This window comes from Amycolatopsis sp. lyj-346 (assembly GCF_046548975.1).
GTDB lineage: Bacteria > Actinomycetota > Actinomycetes > Mycobacteriales > Pseudonocardiaceae > Amycolatopsis.
The window spans coordinates 1-23,853 of record NZ_JAJPWT010000030.1 but is presented as its reverse complement, the minus strand read 5'-3'; the positions used below and the strand labels follow the sequence as shown (position 1 = coordinate 23,853).

General features: G+C 70.8%; 20 protein-coding genes, 1 tRNA gene and 1 pseudogene. 13 read left to right on the top strand and 9 right to left on the bottom strand.

The window, feature by feature from the left end; translation table 11 throughout:
- Positions 1–106 precede the first annotated feature (106 nt).
- The 4 genes from ACLJQE_RS43805 (at position 107) to ACLJQE_RS43790 (ending at position 1,582) form a co-directional block, all read left to right on the top strand.
- Positions 107–538: a DUF3052 domain-containing protein gene (locus tag ACLJQE_RS43805; protein ID WP_103342984.1), complete on the top strand. Its 432-nt coding sequence runs from the start codon at positions 107–109 to the stop codon at positions 536–538.
- Positions 539–611: 73 nt separating this feature from the next.
- Positions 612–1,076 (top strand): peroxiredoxin, encoded by a 465-nt coding sequence (locus tag ACLJQE_RS43800; protein ID WP_410645779.1) that lies wholly within the window; start codon positions 612–614, stop codon positions 1,074–1,076.
- A 41-nt stretch (positions 1,077–1,117) separates the two neighbouring features.
- Positions 1,118–1,189: transfer RNA gene (locus ACLJQE_RS43795), tRNA-Val, on the top strand.
- A gap of 183 nt (positions 1,190–1,372) precedes the next feature.
- Entirely contained in the window at positions 1,373–1,582 is a 210-nt protein-coding gene (locus tag ACLJQE_RS43790) for a hypothetical protein (RefSeq protein ID WP_410645778.1), read from the top strand.
- Between the two features lie 102 nt (positions 1,583–1,684).
- On the opposite strand, the gene ACLJQE_RS43785 is transcribed toward ACLJQE_RS43790, so the two are convergent.
- Positions 1,685–3,124: an MFS transporter gene (locus ACLJQE_RS43785; protein WP_410645777.1), complete on the bottom strand. Its 1,440-nt coding sequence runs from the start codon at positions 3,122–3,124 to the stop codon at positions 1,685–1,687.
- 109 nt (positions 3,125–3,233) lie between these two features.
- Between ACLJQE_RS43785 and ACLJQE_RS43780 the strand changes: the two genes are divergently transcribed.
- Complete coding sequence (locus ACLJQE_RS43780; RefSeq protein WP_410645776.1) at positions 3,234–3,815, top strand: short chain dehydrogenase; 582 nt, start codon at positions 3,234–3,236, stop codon at positions 3,813–3,815.
- A 6-nt stretch (positions 3,816–3,821) separates the two neighbouring features.
- Here the strand turns inward: ACLJQE_RS43780 and ACLJQE_RS43775 are convergent, their stop codons facing one another.
- Positions 3,822–4,379: a carboxymuconolactone decarboxylase family protein gene (locus tag ACLJQE_RS43775; RefSeq protein WP_410645775.1), complete on the bottom strand. Its 558-nt coding sequence runs from the start codon at positions 4,377–4,379 to the stop codon at positions 3,822–3,824.
- 87 nt (positions 4,380–4,466) lie between these two features.
- On the opposite strand from ACLJQE_RS43775, the gene ACLJQE_RS43770 reads away from it, so the two are divergent.
- Positions 4,467–4,931, top strand: a complete 465-nt coding sequence (locus ACLJQE_RS43770) for a MarR family winged helix-turn-helix transcriptional regulator (RefSeq protein WP_410645774.1) — start codon at positions 4,467–4,469, stop codon at positions 4,929–4,931.
- On the opposite strand, the gene ACLJQE_RS43765 is transcribed toward ACLJQE_RS43770, so the two are convergent.
- Complete coding sequence (locus ACLJQE_RS43765; RefSeq protein ID WP_410645773.1) at positions 4,928–5,344, bottom strand: cupin domain-containing protein; 417 nt, start codon at positions 5,342–5,344, stop codon at positions 4,928–4,930. The two genes, ACLJQE_RS43770 and ACLJQE_RS43765, sit on opposite strands and share 4 nt — an antisense overlap.
- Positions 5,345–5,410: 66 nt before the next feature.
- Between ACLJQE_RS43765 and ACLJQE_RS43760 the strand changes: the two are divergent.
- Positions 5,411–6,546, top strand: a pseudogene (locus ACLJQE_RS43760) (acyl-CoA dehydrogenase family protein).
- A gap of 40 nt (positions 6,547–6,586) precedes the next feature.
- Complete coding sequence (locus ACLJQE_RS43755; protein ID WP_410645772.1) at positions 6,587–7,534, top strand: SDR family NAD(P)-dependent oxidoreductase; 948 nt, start codon at positions 6,587–6,589, stop codon at positions 7,532–7,534.
- On the opposite strand, the gene ACLJQE_RS43750 is transcribed toward ACLJQE_RS43755, so the two are convergent.
- Positions 7,531–8,700 carry an aminotransferase class V-fold PLP-dependent enzyme gene (locus ACLJQE_RS43750; RefSeq protein WP_410645771.1) on the bottom strand — a complete coding sequence of 390 codons (1,170 nt, stop codon included), beginning with the start codon at positions 8,698–8,700 and terminating at the stop codon, positions 7,531–7,533. The genes ACLJQE_RS43755 and ACLJQE_RS43750 overlap by 4 nt on opposite strands.
- Before the next feature lie 46 nt (positions 8,701–8,746).
- On the opposite strand from ACLJQE_RS43750, the gene ACLJQE_RS43745 reads away from it, so the two are divergent.
- The gene (locus tag ACLJQE_RS43745; protein WP_410645770.1) at positions 8,747–9,373 is read left to right on the top strand and encodes a GntR family transcriptional regulator; all 627 of its coding nucleotides are present in this window, start codon (positions 8,747–8,749) and stop codon (positions 9,371–9,373) included.
- Positions 9,370–10,128: a metallophosphoesterase gene (locus tag ACLJQE_RS43740; protein ID WP_410645769.1), complete on the top strand. Its 759-nt coding sequence runs from the start codon at positions 9,370–9,372 to the stop codon at positions 10,126–10,128. Before ACLJQE_RS43745 ends, ACLJQE_RS43740 begins: the two co-directional genes overlap by 4 nt.
- Before the next feature lie 97 nt (positions 10,129–10,225).
- On the opposite strand, the gene ACLJQE_RS43735 is transcribed toward ACLJQE_RS43740, so the two are convergent.
- From ACLJQE_RS43735 to ACLJQE_RS43715, 5 genes are read right to left on the bottom strand one after another with little or no spacing between them, the layout of a single operon-like run.
- The gene (locus ACLJQE_RS43735; RefSeq protein WP_410645768.1) at positions 10,226–11,851 is read right to left on the bottom strand and encodes a CocE/NonD family hydrolase; all 1,626 of its coding nucleotides are present in this window, start codon (positions 11,849–11,851) and stop codon (positions 10,226–10,228) included.
- A 50-nt stretch (positions 11,852–11,901) separates the two neighbouring features.
- Positions 11,902–13,293: an aspartate ammonia-lyase gene (aspA, locus tag ACLJQE_RS43730; RefSeq protein ID WP_410645767.1), complete on the bottom strand. Its 1,392-nt coding sequence runs from the start codon at positions 13,291–13,293 to the stop codon at positions 11,902–11,904.
- Entirely contained in the window at positions 13,290–14,267 is a 978-nt protein-coding gene (locus tag ACLJQE_RS43725; RefSeq protein WP_410645766.1) for an asparaginase, read from the bottom strand. The genes aspA and ACLJQE_RS43725 overlap by 4 nt, the downstream gene beginning before the upstream one ends.
- A complete protein-coding gene (locus ACLJQE_RS43720) occupies positions 14,264–15,694 on the bottom strand; it encodes an amino acid permease (protein ID WP_410645765.1) in 1,431 nt (476 codons plus the stop codon). Before ACLJQE_RS43720 ends, ACLJQE_RS43725 begins: the two co-directional genes overlap by 4 nt.
- Positions 15,691–16,338, bottom strand: a complete 648-nt coding sequence (locus tag ACLJQE_RS43715) for a FadR/GntR family transcriptional regulator (protein WP_410645786.1) — start codon at positions 16,336–16,338, stop codon at positions 15,691–15,693. Before ACLJQE_RS43715 ends, ACLJQE_RS43720 begins: the two co-directional genes overlap by 4 nt.
- Positions 16,339–16,727: 389 nt before the next feature.
- Between ACLJQE_RS43715 and dnaE the strand changes: the two genes are divergently transcribed.
- The 3 genes from dnaE to ACLJQE_RS43700 all read left to right on the top strand — a co-directional run bounded on the left by dnaE (position 16,728) and on the right by ACLJQE_RS43700 (position 23,489).
- Positions 16,728–20,312, top strand: coding sequence for a DNA polymerase III subunit alpha (dnaE, locus tag ACLJQE_RS43710; RefSeq protein WP_410645764.1), 3,585 nt, complete (start codon positions 16,728–16,730; stop codon positions 20,310–20,312).
- A gap of 99 nt (positions 20,313–20,411) precedes the next feature.
- On the top strand, positions 20,412–21,881 hold the full coding sequence (locus ACLJQE_RS43705; RefSeq protein WP_410645763.1) for an MFS transporter: 1,470 nt from the start codon (positions 20,412–20,414) through the stop codon (positions 21,879–21,881).
- Positions 21,882–22,298: 417 nt separating this feature from the next.
- The gene (locus ACLJQE_RS43700; RefSeq protein WP_410645762.1) at positions 22,299–23,489 is read left to right on the top strand and encodes a low temperature requirement protein A; all 1,191 of its coding nucleotides are present in this window, start codon (positions 22,299–22,301) and stop codon (positions 23,487–23,489) included.
- Positions 23,490–23,853 lie beyond the last annotated feature (364 nt).

Below are 23,853 nucleotides of genomic sequence, written 5' to 3'. Positions count from 1 at the left end.
CTCACCAGTGTTCGCTATCGGCAACCGGGTAGCCGAGTGTGGCCCAGACGTACCCTCCGTGGGTGCTCCGAAGCCACGCTCCGTCGCAGTTGGAGGAGTGAAAGCAGTGGTCGCCGCGGGAGACGCTGATCAGAGCAGCGTCGCCGAGAGGCTCGGCATCAAGCCCGAGATGGTGGTCCAGGAGATCGGCTGGGACGAGGACGTCGACGACGACGTCCGCGCGGCGATCGAGGAGCAGATCGGCGGGGACATCCTCGACGAGGAAGCCGACGAGGTCATCGACGTGGTGCTGCTCTGGTGGCGCGAGGACGACGGCGACCTGGGCGACGCGCTCATCGACGCCAGGGGCCCCCTGGAGGAGACCGGCGTGATCTGGGTGCTCACGCCCAAGACGGGGCAGCCCGGGCACGTCGAACCGAGCGAAATCGCCGAAGCGGTACCCGTCGTGGGCCTGGCCCAGACCGCCAACATCAGTGTCGGCCCGAACTGGATAGGCACCCGCCTGGTGTCGCCCAAGTCGAAGTCGAAGCAGCGCTGAGCCGGTCCCGCCGGACGGACACGATAGGGTTGTCGTCGCAGGCACGTGTCCGTTCGGGAGAGGAAACGCTGGTATGACCGTCGAGGTCGGTTCTGAGGCCCCTGACTTCACGCTCAACGACTACAACAAGCAGCCGGTCCAGCTGTCGTCGTTCCGGGGTGACAAGCCGGTTCTGCTGGTCTTCTACCCCTTCGCGTTCAGCGGCATCTGCACGGGCGAGCTGTGCCAGCTCCGTGACGAGTTCGCGGACTACGACAACAAGGGCATCCAGGTGCTGGGCGTCTCGGTCGACACGCCGTTCTCGCTCAAGGCGTGGGCCGAGAAGGAGGGCTACCAGTTCCCGCTGCTGTCCGACTTCTGGCCGCACGGCGAGGTGGCCCAGGCGTACGGCGTCTTCAACTCCGACGCCGGCCTGGCGGTGCGCGGCACGTTCCTGATCGACACCGCCGGTGTGGTCAGGTTCGCCGAGGTCAACGCCCCGGGCGAGGCCCGCGACCAGCAGGGCTGGAAGAAGGCCGTGGCCGAACTGACGGCTTGAGTTCCCCGCGGCGGCGGTCCGGTTCCGGACCGCCGCCGTCCGGGCGCATAGCTCAGCGGAAGAGCACTCGGCTTACACCCGAGCGGTCGCAGGTTCGAACCCTGCTGCGCCCACCGGAAGGTTTCGCCGCTGGTTGGTGATTTGCCCGGCGCGGTGCATGTTGGTGTGATATACACACTTTCGGTGTTGATCATCTGGGGTGATTTCTCGCTGAGGACGACCTCTGCCGTGAAGCTGATCAGCACCTCGCCGAACACCACTCAAGCGGTCAGGAGTATGTGAACTTGAAGCGTGCTGTGAAAAACCTGGTGATCGGGGCGGGGGTCGCCGCGGTGATGACCCTCTCGCTGGGTGGCGTGGCCAGCGCGAAAGAGGCCGGGGACTACTACGGCCCGTTCGCCACCGAAGGGGAGTGCGAGAGCGCCAGGGTCCTGTTCAACTACAGCGACCCGTGCTACTGGTCGCTCCAGGGCAACGGCACCTGGTGGTTCTACGGCGGTTTCTAAACGCCGCCAGGGTCCGTGAAAGACCCCCTTCCCCCGGATGGCCGGGGGAAGGGGGTCTTCCCGTTTCCCTGGGGGATCACCTCTTCGGGGTAATTCGGTGGCTCACCCGGCGGCCGGTTCGGGGACGACCGCCGTCCGGCGCATCGTCGTCACCAGCAGGGCCAGGCCCGCGAACAGCGCCGCCGCGATCACGCCCGTCACGTTCAGCGCGGTCGTGAACGCCGCTTTCGCCTGCTCGGCCGCCGCCGGACGGGTGACGTCGGCGGCGAGCGTCGTGCCCGCCGGGAAGACCCGGTGGTACACCGCCGCCGCCGTCAGGCCGATCAGGGCCAGGCCCAGTGAGCCGCCGAGGTAGTTGCCCGTGTCCGCCATCGAGGCCGCCGAGCCCGCGCGCTCCGGGGAAACCGAACCCAGCACCAGGCCGATGCCCAGCGCGAACAGCGGGCCCGTGCCCAGCGCCAGGATCGTGATGCCCGCCACGACCGGGGCGAGCCCGTCCGTGAGGGCGAGCAGGAGGCTGCCCGCCGCCGACACCGCCAAGCCGCCCGCGATCGCGGGCGCCGGAGCCAGGAACCGGGTCAGCGCCGGTGCCGTCATCGTGCCCGCCGCCACGCCGAGGCCCATCGGCGCGAACAGCAGGGCCGAGGCGAGCGGGGAGTGACCGAGGACACTCTGCAGGTACTGCGTCACCAGCAGGCCGACGCCGGCCATCGCGACCCCGGCGAACACCAGCGCGACCAGCACCGCGGTGAACGGGCGGTTCCGGAACAGCCGCAGGTCCAGCAGAGGTGACGCCGTGGTCAGCTGACGGCGGGCGAAAACGGCGCCCAGCAGCGTCCCGATGGCGATCGCCGCGACCGGCAGGACCGGCGAGCCCGCCGTCAGTTGCTTGAGGCCGAACACGATCAGCAGCACCGCCGCCAGCGAGAGCGCCACACCGGGCAGGTCCAGCCGCCCGGACGCCGGGGCGCGGAACTCGGGCAGCAGGAACGGGCCCGCGACGAGCAGGACGGCCACCGCGGGAACGGCGACGAGGAACACCGAGCCCCACGAGAAGTGCTGGAGCAGGAAACCGGCGAACACCGGGCCGCCCGCGCCGCCCGCGAACTGGCAGGTGGCCCAGATCGAGACGGCCTTCGCGCGCTGCTTCTCGTCGCGGAACATGTTCGTGATCAGGGCGAGCGTCGACGGCATCAGCGTCGCCCCGGCCACCCCGAGCGCCCCGCGGACGACGATCAGCATCACCGGCCCGGTCGAGAACGCGGCGACGATCGACAGGAGCCCGAAGGCCCCGCCGCCGGCGAGCAGCAGCCGCCGTCGCCCGATCCGGTCGCCGAGCGTGCCCATGGTGATGACGAACCCGGCGACGACGAAGCCGTAGCTGTCGGCGATCCACAGCTGCTCGGGGCCGCTCGCGCCCAGATCCGCGCTGAGCTGCGGCAACGCGAGGAACAGCGACGTCATGTCCATCGCGACGAGCAGGGTGGGCAACACGAGCACGGCCAGTCCCAGCCACTCCCGCCGTCCGGCCGGCTTCTCCATGTCCGCTCCTTCTCCGTGGTCTGTTTGCCAGGAGGTCGGAGCCGTCGCGGGGGGCCGGACACGGGGTGGCGAAGATTCTTCCGCGATCGCACGGGTTAGCGTCGAGGGGGTGAAGATCATCCTGCTGGGCGCCACCGGGCTCGTCGGCCGGGCCGTCGCCGCCGTCCTCGAACCACGTCACGAGATCGTGCCCGTCTCGCGGACTTCGCCGGCCGCCGCCGATCTGGCGGATCCCGGGTCGCTCGACGCGCTGTTCGAGACCGCCGCGGACGCCGTCGTGTGCTGCGCCGCCAACGTCCCGCTGCGCCCGCTCGCCGAGCTGACCGACGCGCAGGTGCTCGACGACCTGCGGGCCAAGCTGCTCGGCCAGGTCGCGCTCGCCCGGCGGGCGGCGCGGCGCCTGCCGGCCGGTGGCTCGATCACGCTCACCGGCGGGACGTTCACCGAGCCGATCCCGGGCAGTGGGCTCGGCGCTTTGGTCAACGCCGGCCTCGAGGGCTTCGTCCGGTCGGCCGCCGCCGAGCTGCCGGGCGGACCGCGGATCAACGTCGTCAGTCCCGGCTGGATCAGCGAAACCCTCGAAGCGATGGGCGAGGACGGTGGCCGCGGCACGCCGGTGGCGGTCGTCGCCGAGGCCTACCGTGCCCTCGTCGAAGGCGATGCGAACGGCCGCACCGTCGTGCCCCGCTGACCGGCCTCACACCGAAGCGGCGGCCGGGTGCCAGGTGTGCTCGGCGAAGACCTCGTCGAGCGGGGCTCTGGTGAGCCGGTTCGCGAACGTCGAGAGCGTGTACGTCCCGATGCCCAGCACCACCTCCAGGGCGTTCCGTTCCGTGTAGCCGGCGCCGGTGAACGCCGCCAGTTCCGCCGCCGGGACTTCGCCTCTGGTGTCCATGACCGAGTGGACGAAGCCGCGCAGCGCCTCCAGCTTCGGGTCCGGGAGCGGGGACTCCGCCCGCAGCGCCGCCACCAGTTCCGGCGACGCGGCCAAGCGGGTCAGCGTCGCCGTGTGCATCGCCACGCAGAGGTGGCACTCGTTGCGCGCGGCCACCGTCATGATCAGCACCTCGCGTTCCAGCGCCGTCAAGGTCGTGGACTCGAAGATCGCGCTGAGCTTCAGGAAGCCGTTCAGCAGTTCCGGGGAGGTCGCCAGCCGGGCGACGGCGGACGGCACGCGGCCGAACTTCTTCGCGGTGGCCGAAATCGCCGGGCGGGCGGCGGCCGGGGCGGACTCGGGGGTGTGATCGGTGAACAAGGCGTCTCCAGGAGGTAGGATCGACAACGTGGTTGTCGAAGTGATGGTCGAAACAGTAAACCTGGTTGTCGAGTTTGGCAAGGGCTCATGACCGAGGCGCCGGGGTACGAGCTGCCCTTCCTGCTCTTCGGCGGCTTCCGCACGCTCATCGACCGCCTGCACGCCGAGCTCGCCCGCCGCGGCCACCCCGACGTGCGGCCGTCGTACGGCTTCGCCATGCAGGCCGTCGGCGTGCAGGGGGCGACGGCGTCGGAGATCGGCCGCCGCCTCGGCGTGTCCAAGCAGGCGGCGGGCAAGACCGTCGAACGGCTCGAGGCCCTCGGCTACGTCGAGCGCGCCGACGACCCCGCCGACGCGCGCCGCAAGATCGTCCGGCTCACCGCGCACGGCGTCGACGTGCTCCGGAAGTCGGCGGAGATCTTCGACGAGCTGCGCGCCGACTGGGTGCGCACGGTCGGCGCGGAACGGATCGCGGCGCTCGAGAACGACCTGCGCGCGGTCGTCGGCCCGGCGGCCTACCGGCTCGACGCCGCCGGCTGGCTGGCGGGCTAGAAGCCGCAGCCGGGGTCCGGGGCGTCCTCCGACAGCGGGCTGCCCGCGGGGAGGACGTACAGGACTTCCAGCACCAGCGGCGTCGACCCGAGGTTGCGGCCGATGTGCACCTGGCCGGGCTTCTCGGAGAACGCGCGACCGGCGCCGAAAATGCCGTCGATGCTGCAATCGGCCAGGTTGTGCGTGAGCGTGCCGGCCTTGACGTACGCGTAGAGCGTGCCGTCGTGGAAGTGCCAGCCCGTGTAGCCGCCGGGCTGGATGGTGACCTCCCGCAGCGTGTAATCGGTGTGCCCGATGGTCTTCTGGGCCAGGATCGTGCCGGTGACGCCGCTGCCGGGCGTCGCGGACGCGGTCGCGGGGAGCACGAGAGCCGCGGCGAGGGCGGCCAGGACGACGGTGAGCGGCTTGCGCATCGGCCCAAGCTACCGCGTCCGGTCGTGCCCGTGGGGGCAGCGATCCGGGCCGGTAACGTGCCTTGCATGGACGCGGACGTTTTCGGGCAGGTCCTCGGCGCGGTGCGGGAGTTCGTGCGCAAGGAGGTCGTGCCGCGCGAGGCGGAGATCGACGAACGCGACGAAATCCCCGCCGAAATCCGGGAAAAGCCGCCGGGCTCGGGCTGTTCGGCTGGGCGCTGCCGGAGGAGTACGGCGGGCTCGGCCTCGGCATGGCCGAGGACGTCCGGCTGGCCGTCGAGCTCGGCTGGACGACACCCGCCTTCCGGTCCTTGTTCGGCACCAACAACGGCATCGCCGGCCAGGCGATCGTGCACCACGGGACGCCGGAGCAGCGCACCCGCTGGCTGCCGCGCCTGGCCGCGGGGCAGGCGATCGCGTCGTTCGCGCTCACCGAAGCCGAGGCGGGCTCGGACCCGGGCGGCCTGACCAGCCGCGCGGTCCGCGACGGCGACCGATACCGGCTGTCGGGCACCAAGCGGTTCATCACCAACGCGCCGCTCGCCGAAGTGTTCGTCGCCTTCGCGCGCACCGATCCGGAAAGCACCGGCAGTCACGGCATTTCCGCGTTCCTCGTCCCCGCGGGCGCACCCGGCGTCACCGTCGGCCCGCACGACGCCAAGATGGGCCAGGCGGGCGCGTGGACGTCGGAAGTGGTCTTCGACGACGTCGAGCTGCCCGCCGACGCGCTGGTCGGCGAAGAGGGCAAGGGCTTCGGCATCGCGATGGCCTCGCTGGCCCGCGGCCGCCTGCACATCGCGGCGCTCTGCGTCGGCCTGGCGGAGCGGGCCCTCGCCGAGGCCGTCGAGTACGCGCGGACGGCGCGCCAGGGCGGCCGGGTGATCGGCGAGTACCAGCTGGTGCAGGCGCTGCTCGCGGAGTCGCACGCCGAGCTCGCGGCCGGCCGCGCGATGGTCCACGAAGCCGCGGCGAAGTACGACTCGGGCGAGGACCGCAAACTCGGGCCGTCGTCGGCGAAGCTGTTCTGCACCGAGATGCTCGGCCGGGTCGCCGATCGCGCCGTGCAGGTCCACGGCGGCACGGGGTACGTCCGCGGCGTGCCGGTCGAGCGGATCTACCGCGACGCGCGGCTGTTCCGGATTTACGAAGGGACCAGCGAAATCCAGAAGCTCGTGATCGCGCGGCAGCTGCTCAAGGGCTGAGCTTGCGCTGGAGTCCGCTCCAGGTCGTAGCGTCGGCGACATGACCACCGCACAGCACAAGCTCGGCTCGGGTTTCGGCGCCGCGAGCACCGTGTCCGACGTCGTCGCCGGGATCGACCTCGCCGGCAAGCTCGCCGTCGTCACCGGCGGCTATTCGGGCATCGGCCTCGAGACCACGCGGGCGCTGACCTCGGCCGGCGCACACGTCGTCGTCCCGGCCCGCCGCCGCGCCACGGCGGAAGAAGCGTTGCGAGGCTTCGGAAACGTCGAGATCGACGAACTCGACCTCGGCGATCTCGGCAGTGTGCGGGCGTTCGCCGAGCGGTTCGCCGCCTCGGGCCGCGGGATCGACGTCTTCATCGGCAGCGCCGGGATCATGGCGTTGCCGGAGACCCGCGTCGGGCCGGGCTGGGAGGCGCAGTTCGCCACCAACCACCTCGGGCACTTCGCCCTGGTGAACCGGCTCTGGCCGGCGTTCACCCGCGGCGCGCGCGTGGTTTCGGTGTCTTCGCGCGGTCACCACTACGGCCCGGTGCGCTTCGACGACCTGAACTTCGCGCGGGGCTATGACAAGTGGCTCGCCTACGGCCAGGCGAAAACGGCGAACGTGCTCTTCGCGGTGCGGCTCGACGAGCTCGCGCGCGACCACGGTGTCCACGCGTTCGCCCTGCACCCCGGCCGGATCCTCACCGGCCTCGTGCGCCACCTGGACCGTCAGGAGCTCGTCGACGCGGGCATGGTCGACGAGTCCGGCCGGGTCACCGGTGGCGCGAAGACGCCGGAGCAGGGCGCCGCGACACAGGTCTGGGCGGCGACGTCGCCGCAGCTCGACGGCCTCGGCGGCGTGTACCTCGAGGACTGCGACATCGCCGAGCCCGCGCCTGCGGACGGGACGCGCACGGGCGTCAAGGACTACGCGGTCGACCCCGTGTCCGCCGAACGCCTCTGGGCGGTGTCCGCCGAGCTGACCGGCGTGAACGCCTTCTAGAGCTTCTCGATCTCCCGCACCAGCAGGTCGATCTCGTCCTCGGTGTTGTAGTAGTGCACCGACGCCCGGACCATGTCCGGCAACGCCCGCGCGGTGAAGTCGTACTGGGCCGAGGTGCGCGTCGACAGCGACGTGTTGATGTTCGCCGCCGCCAGCCGGGCCTTGACGTCCGCGGCCGGTGTGCCGTCGACGCTGAACGTGACCAGGCCGCATTTCCGCGCCCCGGCGTCGTGCAGCCGCGCGCCGGCTTCACCCAGCCGGCTTCGCAGCGTCGCAGCCAGCGAAGTGACGCGCTCTTCGATCGACGGCAGGCCCCAGCCGAGGGCGTAGTCGATAGCCGCGCCGAGGCCGCAGACCGCGGCGAAGTCGCGTTCCCACACCTCGAAGCGCTTGGCCGTCGGGTCGACGACGTACTCCGACGGCGACTCCCAGCTCGCCGAGTGCAGGTCGAGCATCGCCGGTTCCAGCCGCTCGCGCAGCCGCGGGTGCACGTAGAGGAAGCCGGTGCCGCGCGGGCCGCGCAGGTACTTGCGGCCGGTCCCCGACAACGCGTCGCACTTGAGGCGGGTGACGTCGAGGTCGAGCTGGCCCGCCGACTGGCAGGCGTCGAGCAGGAACGGAATCCCCGCAGCGGAAGCGACCGCGCCGATCTCCTCGGCCGGGTTGACCAGCCCGCCCTGGGTGGGCACGTGGCTGACGGCGATCAGCTTGACGTCGCCGTCGACGCGCCGCCGCAGCTCTTCGACGTCCAGCTGCCCGGATTCGTCGTCGCCGATCACCTCGACGACCGCGCCGGTGCGCCGGGCGACCTGCAGGAACGCGATGGCGTTGCTGGCGTACTCCGCCCGCGAGGTCAGGATCCGGTCCCCGGGACCGAACGGCAGCGCGTAGAACACCGCCTGCCAGGAGCGGGTCGCGTTGTCGGTGAGCGCGATGTCGTCGGTGCCGGCGCCGAGCAGCCGGGCGACCGACGCGTACACCGCGTCCAGGCGGTCCGCGGCCAGTGCGGCGGCTTCGTACCCGCCGACCAGCGCTTCGTGGCGCAGGTAGCCGACGACGGTGTCGGTCACGACGGCCGGGGGCAGCGCTGAGCCCGCGTTGTTGAAGTGGACCACCTCGGTGCAGCCGGGGGTCTCGCGGCGCGCGCGTTCGACGTCGAAGCTCATACGAACTGAATACAGTAGATATCTATTGTATGCAATACTGCCCGGCATGGCCCGCACCCCGTTGCGCAGCGACCTCATCGAGCAGATCACGGCCCGCGTGCTCGACCGGCGGCTCGCGGCAGGCACCCGGGTCAACGAGGTGCACCTGGCCCGCGAGCTGGGCGTCAGCCGGACGCCGCTGCGGGAGGCGCTGATCGGGCTCGCCGACCGCGGCCTGCTGGTCTCCGCGCCCGGCCGGGGATTCCTGGTGCCGCCGTTCGACCCGGACGAGGCACGCCGGCTCTACCCGCTGGTGGCCGAGCTCGAAGCGCTCGCGCTGCGCTGGACGTCGCCGCTCGAGCTGGCCGGCCTGCCGGACGCGCTCGACGCCGTCGCCGGCGAAATGGCGCTCGCGGACGGCGCTGATCTGTCCACATTGGACGACCGGTGGCACGCGCTGCTGCTGTCCCGCTGCCCGAACCCGCACCTGCTGCGGCTGATCGAGCAGACCAAGCCACTGCTCAAGCGCTACGAATCGGCGTACTTCGCCCGGCATGGCCACGCCGGGGAGAGCATCGGCGAGCACCGCCGCATCGCCGCGGCCCTGCGCGACGGCGACCTGGCCACCGCCTCCGCGGTGCTCGTCGCCAACTGGGTCAAGGCCCTGGCGTACCTGGGGAAGGACGGAAAATGATCATCGCGCACCTGAGCGACCTGCACCTCGACGGCGGGTCGCGTGCGGAAGACCGCGTCGCGGCCGTGATGGGCTACCTCGGCGGGCTGGCGCGGCCGGTCGACGCGGTGGTCGTCACCGGCGACATCGCCGACCACGGCACGGCCGAGGAGTACGCGCGCGCCGCCGAACTGCTGAAGCACCCGGCGCCGGTGCTGGTGTGCCCGGGCAACCACGACGTGCGGGCGGCGTTTCGCACGGGCCTGCTCGGCCTGCCCGCGTCGGACGGCCCGATCGACTTGGCGCAGGAGATCGGCGGCGTGCTGTTCGCGCTGTGCGACTCGACGATCCCGGGCCGCGGCGCGGGCTTCCTCGCCGACGAGACCCTCGAATGGCTCGACGGCGTCCTCTCCGGCGGCGACGGCCCGGCGTTCGTCGCGTTCCACCACCCGCCGGTCGAGGTCGGCGTCCCGCTGGTGGACGCCATCCGGCAGACCGGCTCCGGCAGGCTGGCTGCCGTGCTCGCCCGCCATCCGCGGGTGGCGGCCCTGCTGGCCGGGCACGTGCACACGGGCGCGTCGACGACGTTCGCCGGCGTCCCGCTGCGCATCGCACCCGGGGTCGTTTCCGGCTCGCTGCTGCCGGTCGAGCCGGGCGCGGACCGCGGCTGGGCCGACGGCGGCCCCCTGGAGTACGACCGCCCGCCGGCTCTCCTGCTGCACGTCCTCCACGACGACGGCCGGGTCACCAGCCACCACCGCACGATCCCGCTCTGACCCGCCCCCAGCGCCCCAATGTGGCCTTCGGTGCGTTGAACGCACCCAAGGTGGCCTTCGGTGCGTTCAACGCAACCAAGGCCACCTTGGGGCGCTGTCAGCCGGTGAAGACCGGCAGGGTGATCCGGGACGGGCGGGTCGCGTCGTGGAAGACCTCGAAGCGGTTCGGCTTGCCGGCCACCGCCGACGTGACCGGCTCGTCCGTGCCGTGGTTGCGCACGAACCGCGGGAACGCCCCACCCGCCACCTGGACGCGCAACCGGTGGCCGCGGCGGAAGCGGTAGGCCGTCGGGTCGAGGGTGACTTCCGCGGTCACCACCCCGTCGGAGTCGGCGGCCGGGAAACCCGGGCGCAGGCGCAGGATCCCGTCGGTCACGTTGCGGGAGACGCCGCCGGCGTCGACGTCGCAGAGGCGGACGTAGACGTCGGCGTGGCCCAGCTCGGTGCGCACGTGCACGGTCGCCGACACCTCGCCGATGACGTCGAGGTCCGACGGCAGCGGCTCGCCGGTGAACACCAGCACGTCCGGCCGGGCCTCGACCTCCTGGTTGTCGCGCTGCTTCCACTCGCCGGTCAGCAGCGGCCCGCCGACCGCCGGGGTCGGGTCGGCCGGGTCGTAGGTGAACGGCGTCGGCAGCGCCGGGTCGGTCGTGGCTTCGCCGAGCCCGCCGATCGGCCGCAGGTGGGCCGCGGTCGTCTTCGACGGCGGCGGCCAGGACTCGAAGTCCAGCCACGTGCCGGCGCCCTGGAGGAACAGCCGGACCGGCGACCGCTGCAGGAACGTCCGGTCGCCGAGCAGGTGCGCGCGCAGGAAGCCGAGCTGGTCGCGGATCATCGGGCCCATGCTCGCCGGCTCGCCGTGCGCCCACGGCCCGATCGTGATCCGCGGCGCCTTTCCCGCGTCGGCGAGGATCCGGAAGTCGCGCAGCTGCGAGCCGATGAACAGGTCGAACCAGCCGGTGACCATCGACACCGGGACGTCGAGCCGCGCCACTTCGGCGCTGTGGTCGGACATGGCCCAGTAGTCGTCTTCGGGGACGAAGTGCTCGGTGACGTCCTGGAGGAACCGCACCGGCTTGCCGATCGCGGCGACGTCGGCGCCGCTGATCGGCAGGTGGGCCATCGCCCGGCGGGTCCGGCGCGTCTGCCGCGGGTTCGGCAGGGCGGCGAACCGTTCCTCCTGGCGGCCGATCATCGCCGACCACGACACCATGTTGTCCGCCGCGAGGACACCGCCCGGGTAGAACGTCGAGACGAACTCCGACGCCGTCACCCCGAGGCACATCGCGGCCAGTGGCGGGTCGAGGTAGGGCCCGATCGCCCACTGCGTGTGCCCGAGGTAGCTGGCGCCCGCCATGCCGAGGCTGCCGTCGCACCACGGCTGGGCGCGCAGCCACTCGGCGGTGGCGAGGCCGTCCTCGCGTTCGAGGTGGAACGGCCGGAACTCGCCGCCGGAGCCGAACGAGCCGCGGGTGCTCTGGACGACCGTCTGCAGCCCGTGCCGGGCGAACGTGTCGCCGAAGAGCTTCGAAACCAGGCCCTTCCGCCCGTACGGGGTCCGGATCAGCACGACCGGCGCCGACGTCGTCCCGGCCGGGGCGTAGCGGTCGGCGAGCAGCGTGACGCCGTCGGGCATCGGCACGGCGAGATCGCGCGTCACGACCGGCTTCGGCCCTTCGGTGCGGGGGAGTCCGAGCAGCTTGTCGACAAATCGGTCCAGCACGGGCGCCAGCCTTCCGAAGTGGAGTCGATCCTTCCGGATCCGACCGTACCTCAGTTCGCGCGCGCCAGGGTTTCCGGACGGAGCAGCTTCGCCAGCTCTTCGGCCGGGATCAAGCCCTTCTCGACGACGAGCTCGGCGACCCCGCGCCCGGTGGCCAGTGCCTCCTTCGCGATCTCCGTCGCGGCCGCGTAACCGATGCTCGGGTTGAGCGCCGTCACCAGGCCGATCGAGTTCTCGACGTAGGCGCGCATGACGTCGACGTTCGCCGTGATCCCCGAAACGCACTTCTCCGCCAGCGTCCGGCAGGCCGCGCCCAGGTGCGTGATGCTCTCCGAGAGCGAGTGCAGGATGATCGGCTCGAACGCGTTGAGCTGCAGCTGGCCGGCCTCGGCGGCCATCGTCACGGTGACGTCGTTGCCGATCACCTCGAACGCGACCTGGTTGACCACCTCGGGGATCACCGGGTTGATCTTGCCCGGCATGATCGACGAACCGGCCTGCACCGGCGGCAGGTTGATCTCGTTCAGCCCGGCGCGCGGGCCCGAGGACAGCAGCCGCAGATCGTTGCAGCTCTTGGAAAGCTTGACCGCGATCCGCTTGAGGACGCCCGAAAGGTGCACGAACGCCCCGCAGTCCTGGGTGGCCTCCACCAGATCCGCCGCGGTGACGACCGGCAGCCCGGTGATCTCGCGCAGGTGGCGGCACGCGGCTTCGGCGTAACCCGGCGCGGCGTTGAGCCCCGTGCCGATCGCGGTCGCGCCGAGGTTGATCTCGTGCAGCAGCGCGACGGCCTCGCCCAGCCGCTGCCGGTCCTCGCCGAGCATCACCGCGTAGGTGCCGAACTCCTGGCCGAGGGTCATCGGCACGGCGTCCTGCAGCTGCGTGCGGCCCATCTTCAGCACGTCGTGGAATTCGACGGCCTTCGCCGCGAACGCCTTCTCCAGCACGATCATCGCTTCCGCCAGCCCGCGCACGGCGATGATCGTCGCGACGTTGACCGCGGTCGGGTAGGCGTCGTTCGTCGACTGCCCGAGGTTGACGTGCTCGTTGGGGTGCACGACGTGGTAGTCGCCCTTGGCGTGCCCGAGCAGCTCGAGCGCCCGGTTGGCGATGACCTCGTTGGCGTTCATGTTGGTCGACGTCCCGGCCCCGCCCTGGATGACGTCGACGACGAACTCGCCGTGCAGCGCGCCTTCGCGGATCTCCCGGCAGGCTCCGGTGATCGCGTTCGCGATTTCCGGGGAGAGCAGCCCCAGCTCGGCGTTGGCGCGCGCCGCGGCCTCCTTCACCGCGGCCAGCGCCTCGACCAGGTGCGGGTAGGCGGAGATCGGAGTGCCGGTGATGGGGAAGTTTTCGCGGGCGCGGGCGGTGTGCACGCCCCAGTACGCCTCGGCGGGAACGTCCTTGTCCCCCAGCAGGTCGTGTTCGCGGCGGACGGTCATCGCAGGCTCCCTGTGACATTCGGGGCTTCGCCCCGGGCCGGGGGCTCCGCCACCCGGACCCCCGGACGGCGGAGAGAGAGATTTCCGGTGAATCGCAGGTTTTCCGGACCGGGCGGGACGTCCACCCCGCACCGGCCGAGCAGTGCGGCCAGCACGGGGTAGCGTGCCCGGTCCCCGCCGTCGGCGATCTTGAACGCGATCGCCGTCCCGTCCGGCAGCGCGGCGACCTGGACGGCCTCGAAGCCGTCCTTGGCGATCAGCCCCGGCACCGCGCGCATGACGGCGGTGACGTCGCGGCGGCTGCCGCCGACCAGCTCCGGGTGCGTCCGGATCCCGTCGGCGACCAGGTGCTCGGGCGTGCCGGGCGCGGCCGCGGCGATCTTCGACACCGCCGTGGCGAGCCCCCGCAGCGTCGTCGCGAAGAGCGGCGCGCCGCAGCCGTCGACCGCGACCCGCAGGATGTCCCGGCCGGTCAGGTCCTCGACCGTGGCGGCGATCGCGCGCTGCAGCGGGTGGGCCGGGTCGAGGTAGCCCTCGGTGCTCCAGCCGTTCAGCTCGCACGTCACGAGCATGGCCGCGTGCTTGCCGGAGCAGTTGTGCGCCGTCCGGGACGGTGCCCGGCCGCCGGCGACCCAGCGGTCGCGCTCGAGGGGGTCGAACGGGAAGTCCGCGGGGTTGCCCAGCAGGCCGGGGGAGCGCCCGCCGAGGACGTCGAGCGCGGCGTCGAGGTGCATCGGCTCGCCGGAGTGGCTGGCCGCGGCGATCGCGAACCCGGCGGGGGACAGGCGCAGGCCCAGCCGCGCCATCGCGGTGGCCTGCAGCGGCTTCGCCGTCGACCGCGGGTACATCGCGGTGTCGACGTCCCCGGCGGCGAACCGCGTCGAGCCGTCCGGGGCGAGCACCACGGCCGAGCCGTGGTGGACGCCCTCGACCAGGCCGTCGCGGATCAGCTCGACGAGGGGTTCGTGGCTCACAGGCCCTCCTCGTCGAACGCCCGCATGTCGATCCGCTTGCGCACGCCGAACCAGCCCACGACCAGGGCGACGGCGATCGCGGGCAGCGCGAGCAGGGTGATCCGGCCGGTCTCGTCGAAGCCCATCAGGACGACGACGGCGGCGAGGAACACCAGCGTCGCGATCTCGGTGTACGGCGAGAACGGCAGCCGGAACGACGGCCGCTCGAAGCCGTCGCGCTTCGCCTTGCGCACGAACAGCAGGTGGCAGAGCACGATGATGGCCCAGGTGGCGAGGATGCCGATCGCGGCGAAGTTCAGCACGATGTCGAAGGCCTCCTTCGGCACCAGGTAGTTGAGCCCGACGCCGACCACGCAGACGGCCGCGGTCAGCAGGATCCCGCCGTAGGGCACGTGGCTGCGGTTCATCACGCCGGTGAACTTCGGCGCCGAGCCCGCCACCGCCATCGACCGCAGGATGCGGCCGGTCGAGTACAGGCCGGAGTTCAGGCTGGACAGCGCCGCGGTGAGCACGACCAGGTTCATCACGCTGCCGGCCGCGGGCACGCCCAGGTGCGAGAGCACGGTGACGAACGGGCTCTGGTCCTTGGTGTAGGAGCTCCACGGCAGGAGCATCGCCAGCAGCACGACCGAGCCGACGTAGAAGACCAGGATGCGCCACATGATGGAGTTGATCGCCTTCGGCATGATCTTCTCCGGGTTCTCCGTCTCGCCCGCGGCGACGCCGACCAGCTCGACCGAGGCGTAGGCGAACACCACGCCCTGCACGATCAGCACCATCGGCAGCAGCCCGGACGGGAAGATCCCGCCGTGGTCGGCGATCAGCTGCGGCCCGCCCGCGACGCCGTCGATCGGCGTCTGCGTCACCAGCAGGAAGATGCCGATCACCATGAACAGCACGAGCGCGGCGACCTTGATGATCGCGAACCAGAACTCCATCTCGCCGAACAGCTTCACCGACACCATGTTCAGCGTCAGGACGACGGCGAGCGCGATCAGCGCGAGCACCCACTGCGGCATCGGCGAGAAGAACGACCAGAAGTGCGCGTACAGCGCGATCGCCGTGATGTCGGCGATGCCGGTGGTCGACCAGTTGAGGAAGTGCATCCAGCCGGCGACGTACGCGCCCTTCTCGCCCATGAACTCGCGGGCGTAGGAGACGAAGGCGCCGCTGGAGGGCCGGTACAGGATCAGCTCGCCGAGCGCGCGGACGACGAAGAAGGCGAAGAGCCCGCAGACGCCGTAGACGATCGCCAGCGCCGGCCCGGCCTGGGCGAGCCGCCCGCCCGCGCCGAGGAAGAGCCCGGTGCCGATCGCCCCGCCGATGGCGATCATGTTCACGTGCCGGGGCTTGAGGGCCTTCTCGTAGCCGGCGTCACCCGCGTCGGTGGTGTTGCCGGTCGTGGCCGTGAGGGTCTGTTCGGTCACTGGTCCCCGTTCACGATGCTGGTCAGAGTGGCTTCGACGTGCTGCAGGTGCGCGGTCATGGCTTCGACGGCGCCGGTTTCCGAGCCGTCCGCGATCGCCGTGACGATCTCCCGGTGCTCGATGTTCGACTGGCGGCGCCGGTCGCCGAGCTGGTTGAGGAAGGCGGACTGGCGGGCGAGCGCGTCCCGGATCTCCTCGATCACCTTCCCGAACACGGGGTTGCCCGAGGCCTGGGCGATGGTGATGTGGAAGAGCGAGTCGAGGGCGACCCAGGCGGTGTTGTCGGTCTCGGCGTCCATCCGGTCGAGCAGGTGGGCGAGCAGGTCGAGGTCGTCCTGGCTGCGCCGCACGGCCGCGTACCCGGCGACGGGGATCTCGACGTGCCGGCGCACCTCGATGAGATCGCGGGCCGAGTAGGGCCCGAAGGTCGGGTTGTCGGCCGGGCCGGTCGCGGTGACGAAGGTGCCCTTGCCGGTCTTCGACTCGGTCATGCCGAGCGCCTGCAGACCGCGGAGGGCTTCCCGGACCACCGACCGGCTGACCTCGAATTCCCTGCTCAGGGCCGCTTCGGAGGGGAGCTTCCCGCCGACGGCGTACTCGCCGCGCTCGATCGAAGCACGCAGGTGGGCCAGCACGGCTTCCATGGCGCTCACCCGGCGAGGACCACCTTGTCCGGCTGTCTGGCTGTCAGACAGGTTCATGGCGGGAATGCTCGGTGCCGGTGCGTCCCGTGTCAACGCGAGCCGCGGCGTCTGTGGTCTACCTCACCGCCGTGGCCTGCCTTGCCCCGCAGGTCGCGAACGACCCGTTCGCGACGTGCGAGTCATGCGCCGGGTGCCGTCCGCGTGACCGACCGGCAGCGGCGCGTGTCGTGCTCGTTTCCGCCCGAAGAGGGGGGCGCGTCGCAGCGGCGGAACACCACCGGCGAGGAGCAGAATCGACCCGGCGAGCACGTGTCGGGACTGTCGGTGCCACCGGTTAGGGTGGGGGACCCCGGCGCGCCGGTCCGATTCACTAGGGGAGGTTTTCGCTGGTGTCGAACGATTCCTTCGTCCACCTGCACGTCCACACCGAGTACTCGATGCTCGACGGTGCGGCGAAGATCGCTCCCCTCTTCGCGGAGGCGGCGCGCCTCGGCATGCCCGCGGTCGGCATGACCGACCACGGCAACATGTACGGCGGCGACGAGTTCTACCAGCAGGCCAAGAAGCACGGCCTCAAGCCGATCATCGGCATCGAGGCCTACATCGCGCCGGAGAGCCGCTTCCACAAGAAGCCGGTCTTCTGGGGCCAGTCGAACCAGCGCGGGTCCGACGAGCTGGGTGAGGGCGGCGACGTCTCGGGTGCCGGCGCGTACACCCACATGACGATGCTCGCGCAGAACGCCACCGGCCTGCGGAACCTCTTCAAGCTGTCCTCGCTGGCCAGCATGCAGGGCTACTACCGCAAGCCCCGGATGGACCGCGAGCTCATCGCCGAGAACAGCTCCGGCATCATCGCCACCACCGGCTGCCCGTCCGGCGAGGTGCAGACCCGGCTGCGGCTGGGCCAGCGCGAGGCGGCCATCCAGGCCGCGTCCGACTACAAGGACATCTTCGGCGCCGACAACTTCTTCCTCGAGCTGATGGACCACGGCCTGCCGATCGAGCGGTCGGTGCGCGAAGGCCTGCTGGAGGTCGGCAGGCTGCTCGACCTCAAGCCGATCGCCACCAACGACTCGCACTACGTCACCAAGGACCAGGCGGACACGCACTCGGCGCTGCTGTGCGTCCAGGCGGGCAAGACCCTCAACGACCCGACCCGGTTCAAGTTCGACGGCGACGGCTACTACCTCAAGTCCGCCGCCGAGATGCGCGAGTACTGGGACAAGGAGGTCCCCGGCGCGGCCGACACGACGCTGATGATCGCCGAGCGCGTCGAGTCCTACGACGAGGTCTACTCCCACAAGGACCGGCTGCCGTTCTTCGAGGTGCCGGAGGGCTACGACCAGGGCAGCTGGCTGCGCGAAGAGGTCCAGCGCGGCCTCAAGTGGCGGTTCCCGGACGGCGTGCCGGACGAGTACTACAACGAGCGCATCGAGATCGAGCTCGACGTCATCATCGGGAAGGGCTTCCCGGCCTACTTCCTCATCGTCGCCGACCTCATCAGCTACGCCCGCCGCGTCGGCATCCGCGTCGGCCCCGGCCGTGGTTCGGCCGCCGGTTCGCTGGTCGCGTACGTCCTCGGTATCACCAACCTGGACCCGATCCCGCAGAAGCTGCTGTTCGAGCGGTTCCTGAACCCCGAGCGCGTCTCGATGCCGGACATCGACATCGACTTCGACGACCGCCGTCGCGGCGAGATGATCCGGTACGCCACCGAGAAGTACGGCGCGGACAAGGTCGCCCAGGTCATCACCTTCGGCACCATCAAGACGAAGGCCGCGATCAAGGACAGCGCGCGCGTCCACTTCGGCCAGCCGGGGTACGCGATCGCGGACAAGATCTCCAAGGCGCTGCCGCCGCCGATCATGGCGAAGGACATCCCGCTCTCGGGCATCGTCGACTCGAAGCACGAGCGCTACGGCGAGGCCGCCGAGGTCCGCGCACTGGTCGAGACCGACGACGAGTGCAAGACGATCTTCGAGACCGCCCGCGGCCTCGAGGGCCTGATCCGCAACGCCGGCGTGCACGCCTGCGCGGTCATCATGTCGAGCGAGCCGCTGACCAACGCGATCCCGCTCTGGCAGCGTGACGATGGCTCGATCATCACCGGCTGGGACTACCCGTCGTGCGAGGCCATCGGCCTGCTGAAGATGGACTTCCTCGGCCTGCGCAACCTCACCGTCATCGGTGACGCGATCGACAACATCAAGACCAACCGCGGGGTCGACGTCGACCTCGACACCCTGGGCGTCGACGACCCCGAGACGTACAAGCTGCTCGCCCGCGGCGACACGCTCGGCGTGTTCCAGCTGGACGGCGGGCCCATGCGCGACCTGCTGCGCCGCATGGAGCCCACGGTGTTCGACGACATCGTCGCGGTCGGCGCGCTGTACCGCCCCGGCCCGATGGGCATGAACGCGCACAACGACTACGCCGACCGCAAGAACAACCGGCAGAAGGTCAAGCCGATCCACCCGGAGCTCGACGAGCCGCTGCGGGAGATCCTGGCCGACACGTACGGCCTGATCGTGTACCAAGAGCAGATCATGCACATCGGCCAGAAGGTGGCCGGGTACACGATGGGGCGCGCGGACGTGCTCCGCCGCGCGATGGGCAAGAAGAAGAAGGAAGTCCTCGACAAGGAGTACGAGGGCTTCGAAGCCGGCATGCGGGCCAGTGACCTGCGGCCCGGCGGCTTCTCGCCCGAGGCGATCAAGGCGCTCTGGGACACGATCCTCCCGTTCGCCGGGTACGCGTTCAACAAGAGCCACGCGGCCGCGTACGGCCTGATCTCGTACTGGACCGCGTACCTCAAGGCCAACTTCACCGCGGAGTACATGGCCGCCCTGCTCACCTCGGTGGGTGACAACAAGGACAAATCGGCGGTCTACCTGTCCGAGTGCCGCCGGCTCGGCATCAAGGTGCTGCCACCGGACGTCAACGAGTCGGCCCTGCGCTTCGCGGCCGTCGGGGACGACATCCGCTTCGGGCTGGGTGCCGTCCGCAACGTCGGCGCGAACGTCGTCGAGTCGATCCTCAAGACCCGCGAGGAGAAGGGCAAGTACGCCTCCTTCACCGACTTCCTCGACAAGTCCGAGCTCGTGGCCTGCAACAAGCGGGTGATCGAGTCGCTGATCAAGGCGGGCGCGTTCGACTCCCTCGGCTACACGCGGCTGTCGATGATCCAGGTCCACGAGGACGCGGTCGAAGCCGTCGTCCCGCTCAAGCGCCAGGAGGCGATGGGCCAGTTCGACCTGTTCGGCTTCGGCGGGGACGACGATGACGCCGTGTCCTCGTCGCCGCTCGCGCACCTGAAGTTCGGCGAGGAGGAGTACCCGCGCAAGCAGCTGCTCGCCTACGAGCGCGAGATGCTCGGCCTGTACGTCTCGGCGCACCCGCTGGACGGCGCCGAGCGGATCCTGCGCAAGCACGCCCCGAAGCCGATCGCCTCGATCCTGGCCGACCCGCCGAGGGAAGGCGAGATCGTCGTGTCCGGGCTGATCACGTCACTGGAACGGCGGGTCAACAAGAAGGGCGAGCCCTGGGCGATCTGCACGGTCGAGGACATGGACGCCTCCCTCGAGGTGCTCTTCTTCCCGAAGTCGTACGCGCTCTTCGCGGGCGAGCTGATCGAGGACAACGCGGTCCTGGTCAAGGGCCGGGTCAACTGGCGCGAAGACAAGATGTCGATCTTCGGCGGCGGCCTGGCCACGCTGGACCTGTCGGAAGTCGGCACGGGCAACGGCGACGACGAGCCGCCCCTGGTCCTGCTGGCCGCGGCCGAGAAGATCGACCAGTCCGTGGTGAGCGAGCTGCGGTCCACGCTGCTGGCGCACAAGGGCGAAACGATGGTCCACCTCAAGCTGGTGGGGAGAAACCAGACGGTGTTCGCCCTCCACGACTACCCGGTGAAGGTCAGCTCGATGCTGATCGGCGAGCTGAAGGGCATCCGCGGGATCACGGCCAGTACCTGATGGGCCGATCCGCGCGCGGACAACGCGCGCGGATCCCGCCCTTCGTGTTTGCTGAGTGGGTATCCCCGGCCGGTGAACACGCGTGAGGGCAGCTCTTCGATGACGTACGAACCCGATCCTCGCCGCTGGAAGGCGCTTGCCGTCTCGCTCACGGCCGGGTTCATGGGCCTGCTCGACGTCAGCATCGTCAACGTTGCCCTGCCCTCGATGCAGGCCGGCCTGCACGCGAGCCCCGGCGGCATCCGCTGGGTCGTCTCCGGGTACGCCTTGGCGTTCGGCCTGGTCCTGGTCACCGGCGGCCGCCTCGGGGACGCGTTCGGCCGCCGCAACATGTTCCTCGGCGCCCTCGCCGCCTTCGTCCTCACCAGCGCGCTGGCCGGCGCCGCCCCGAACGAAACCACGCTGGTACTCGCCCGGCTGGCCCAGGGCGTCGCGGCCGGCATGCTCACCCCGCAGAACACCGGCCTGATCCAGGACCTCTTCCGCGGCGCCGAGCGCGGCCGCGCGTTCGGGATGTTCGGCGCGGTCGTCGGGATCTCGACGGCGGTCGGCCCGATCCTCGGCGGGGTCATCCTCGCCGTCTTCGGCGGCGAGGACGGCTGGCGCTGGGTGTTCTACGTCAACGTCCCGATCGGCGTGCTCGCGTTCGTCCTGGCGCTGCGGCTGCTGCCGCGCAGCGAAAAGAAGCAGCTCAAGATCCGGTCGGAGATCGACTTCGTCGGCATCGTGCTGCTCGCCGTCGCCGTCCTCGGCGTGCTGCTCCCGGTCGTCGACGCCGACCAGGGCGGCCTCACCCGGCTGTGGTGGCTGTTCCTCGTCGCGCTCGTCTTCGGGGTCGCGTTCGCCCGCTGGGAGCACTCGGTGGTCCGGCGCGGCCGGTCGCCGCTGCTCGACATCCGCCTGTTCACCGGCACCCCCGGCTACGCCACCGGCGCGGCGGTCGGCGCGCTCTACTTCTGCGGGTTCGCCGGGATCTGGCTGGTCTTCGCGATGTACTTCCAGCAGGGCCTCGGCTACACGCCGCTGCAGTCGGGCCTGTCGGTGACGCCGTTCGCGCTCGGTTCGGCGGTGTCGGCCGCCGTCGCCGGCCGGCTCGTGCCCCGGTTCGGCCGTCGGCTCACCGTCGCCGGGCTGGCCATGGTCGCCGCCGGGCTGCTGGCCGTCGCGCTGCTCGCCGAGCTGGTCCCGCCGTCGGCGTCGGGGTGGGCGTACGCGCTGCCGCTGCTGTTCGCGGGGGTGGGCGGCGGCATGGTGATCTCGCCGAACACGACGTTGACGCTGGAGTGCGTGCCGGTGCGGATGGCCGGGGTCGCCGGGGGCGCGCTGCAGACCGGGCAGCGGATCGGCACGGCGATCGGCACCGCCGTGCTCGCGTCGGTCTTCGGCATGTTCCTCGGCCACGGCTACTCCGTGGCGCTCTCCGTCGCGCTCGGCTGCGCGGCCGTCCTGACGTGCGGCGCGCTCGTCCTGGCCATCGCCGAGCTCAGGGCGCGGCGCCACCGGGCTGCCGAGCAGGAGCACGAAGCCCGGACGGCCGAGGCGTCGGCCGCGGACCTCCACCGGGGTTGAGACACTACTTTCCGCAGATTCGCGATGCTCCATCCGAGTGACGGGCACGGAAAGATACTGGTGCTACGGAGAGCAACCGGGTAGATCTTATGGAGCCTTCACTGCGCGGCTTCGGCTACCGACAGTGGCGATCAGTCGGCCACCCGGGGATGGGGTGACCGGCTTGAGCGATCGAGGCGTCCGGAGTTCGAAGGAATGGACACACTCGGTCACCTTCCATCCAGTGGGTGTCGGCGTCCGCGGGGGACCGTCCGGCAGTCGCGGAAGGGCCGCCCATCGGTGCCCGCCGGCGCGTGACGGCGACGGGCGGGCCCGGGAGAGGGGGAACCGGGCGCGCCCGTCTTCATCCGGGTCGCCCTTTCTCCCCCGTCGTGCTGGGATGATCGCGTCCGTCCCAGGCCGACGCGGGGAGCCCCGATGACCGAGCAGCCGTCGCCGATCCGGGCCTGGTACCGGCCGATGCGCTCCCGCGACCGCGATGAGCACCACCGCGCCGCGACGCCGCTGGAACTGCTGTTCGACCTGTGCTTCGTGGTCGCCGTCGGCCAGGCCGCGGCCGCGCTGCACCACGCGCTCGCCGAGGGGCACGTCGCGCACGGCGTGACTTCGTTCGCGATGGTGTTCTTCGCGATCTGGTGGGGCTGGCTGAACTTCAGCTGGTTCGCCTCGGCGTTCGACACCGACGACGTCCCGTACCGGCTGGCCACGCTCGTGCAGATCGCCGGTGGGCTGACCATCGCGGCGGGGGTGTCCAGCGCGTTCGAGGGTGACTTCCGCCTGATCGTCGCCGGGTACGTCCTGATGCGGCTGGCGATGGTGGCCCAGTGGCTGCGCGCAGCCCGGTCCGAGCCGGCGTGCCGTCCTGCCGCGGTGCGCTACGCCGCGGGGATCGTCGTGGTCCAGGTGCTGTGGATCGCGCGGCTGTGGGTGCCGGGGACCGCGGGCGCCGTCGCGTTCGGCGTGCTCGTGGCGGCCGAGCTCGCCGTGCCGGTGTGGGCGGAGAGCAGCAGGGGGACGGCCTGGCACCCGCACCACATCGCCGAGCGGTACGGGCTGTTCACGCTGATCGTGCTCGGCGAGGTGATCCTGAGCGCGACCAACGCGGTCAAGGAGGGCACCGCCGAACCCGGGCACCTGGGCGCGCTGATCTCGCTGGCCGCCGCCGCGCTCGTCCTGGTGTTCTCGATGTGGTGGCTGTACTTCGACCGGCCGGGCCACGCGCGGCTCGTGCGTCGCCCGACCATGTTCACGTCGATGAGCTGGGGCTACGGCCACTACTTCATCTTCGCCTCCGCCGCGGCCGTCGGGGCCGGCCTCGAGGTGGCGGTCGCCTACGACACCGGGACGCTGCACCTCGGCGGGGTGGCCGCGGCGCTGCCGGCCACGGTGCCGGTCGCGGTCTTCCTGCTGAGCGTGTGGCTGCTGCACATCGGGCCGGCGAACGAGTGCCGCCCGATCGCCATCGGGTTCCCGGTGACCGCGGTGCTCGTCGTGGCCGCGTCGTTCACGCCGGCGCCCATCCACGTCGCCGCCGGGCTCACGGCCGCGCTCGTCGTGCTGACGGTCGTCGCGACCCGTGGATCGCCTGGAGCCCCACTGCCGTCCTGAGCAGCTATCGGTGCAGGTCAGGCGCCTGGCGCGAAAAAAGGGACCCCCCTGTGCAAGGGGGTTTCGGGGGCATGTAAAGTTCTCCAAGTCGCCAGGGAAACCGAGCGGCCGCCGGGAACACGAACCAAGCTCCCACGATCGTGGTAGAGTGGGTGGTCCCGAACCAGGGTGGTATCCCTGGAACAAAGCTTGAAACAAAAGCCGAAGACCAAGGCGCTTCGCGGCGCGGCGGTCCGAAGTGTGTTGCTTGAGAACTCAACAGTGTGCTAGTGAACTAAGCCAGTAGAGCTTATGTATGAACCTCGTGTGAGGTTCCTTTGAGAGCATTTATTTGCCTCGATTAAACTGTTCATTGATGGAGAGT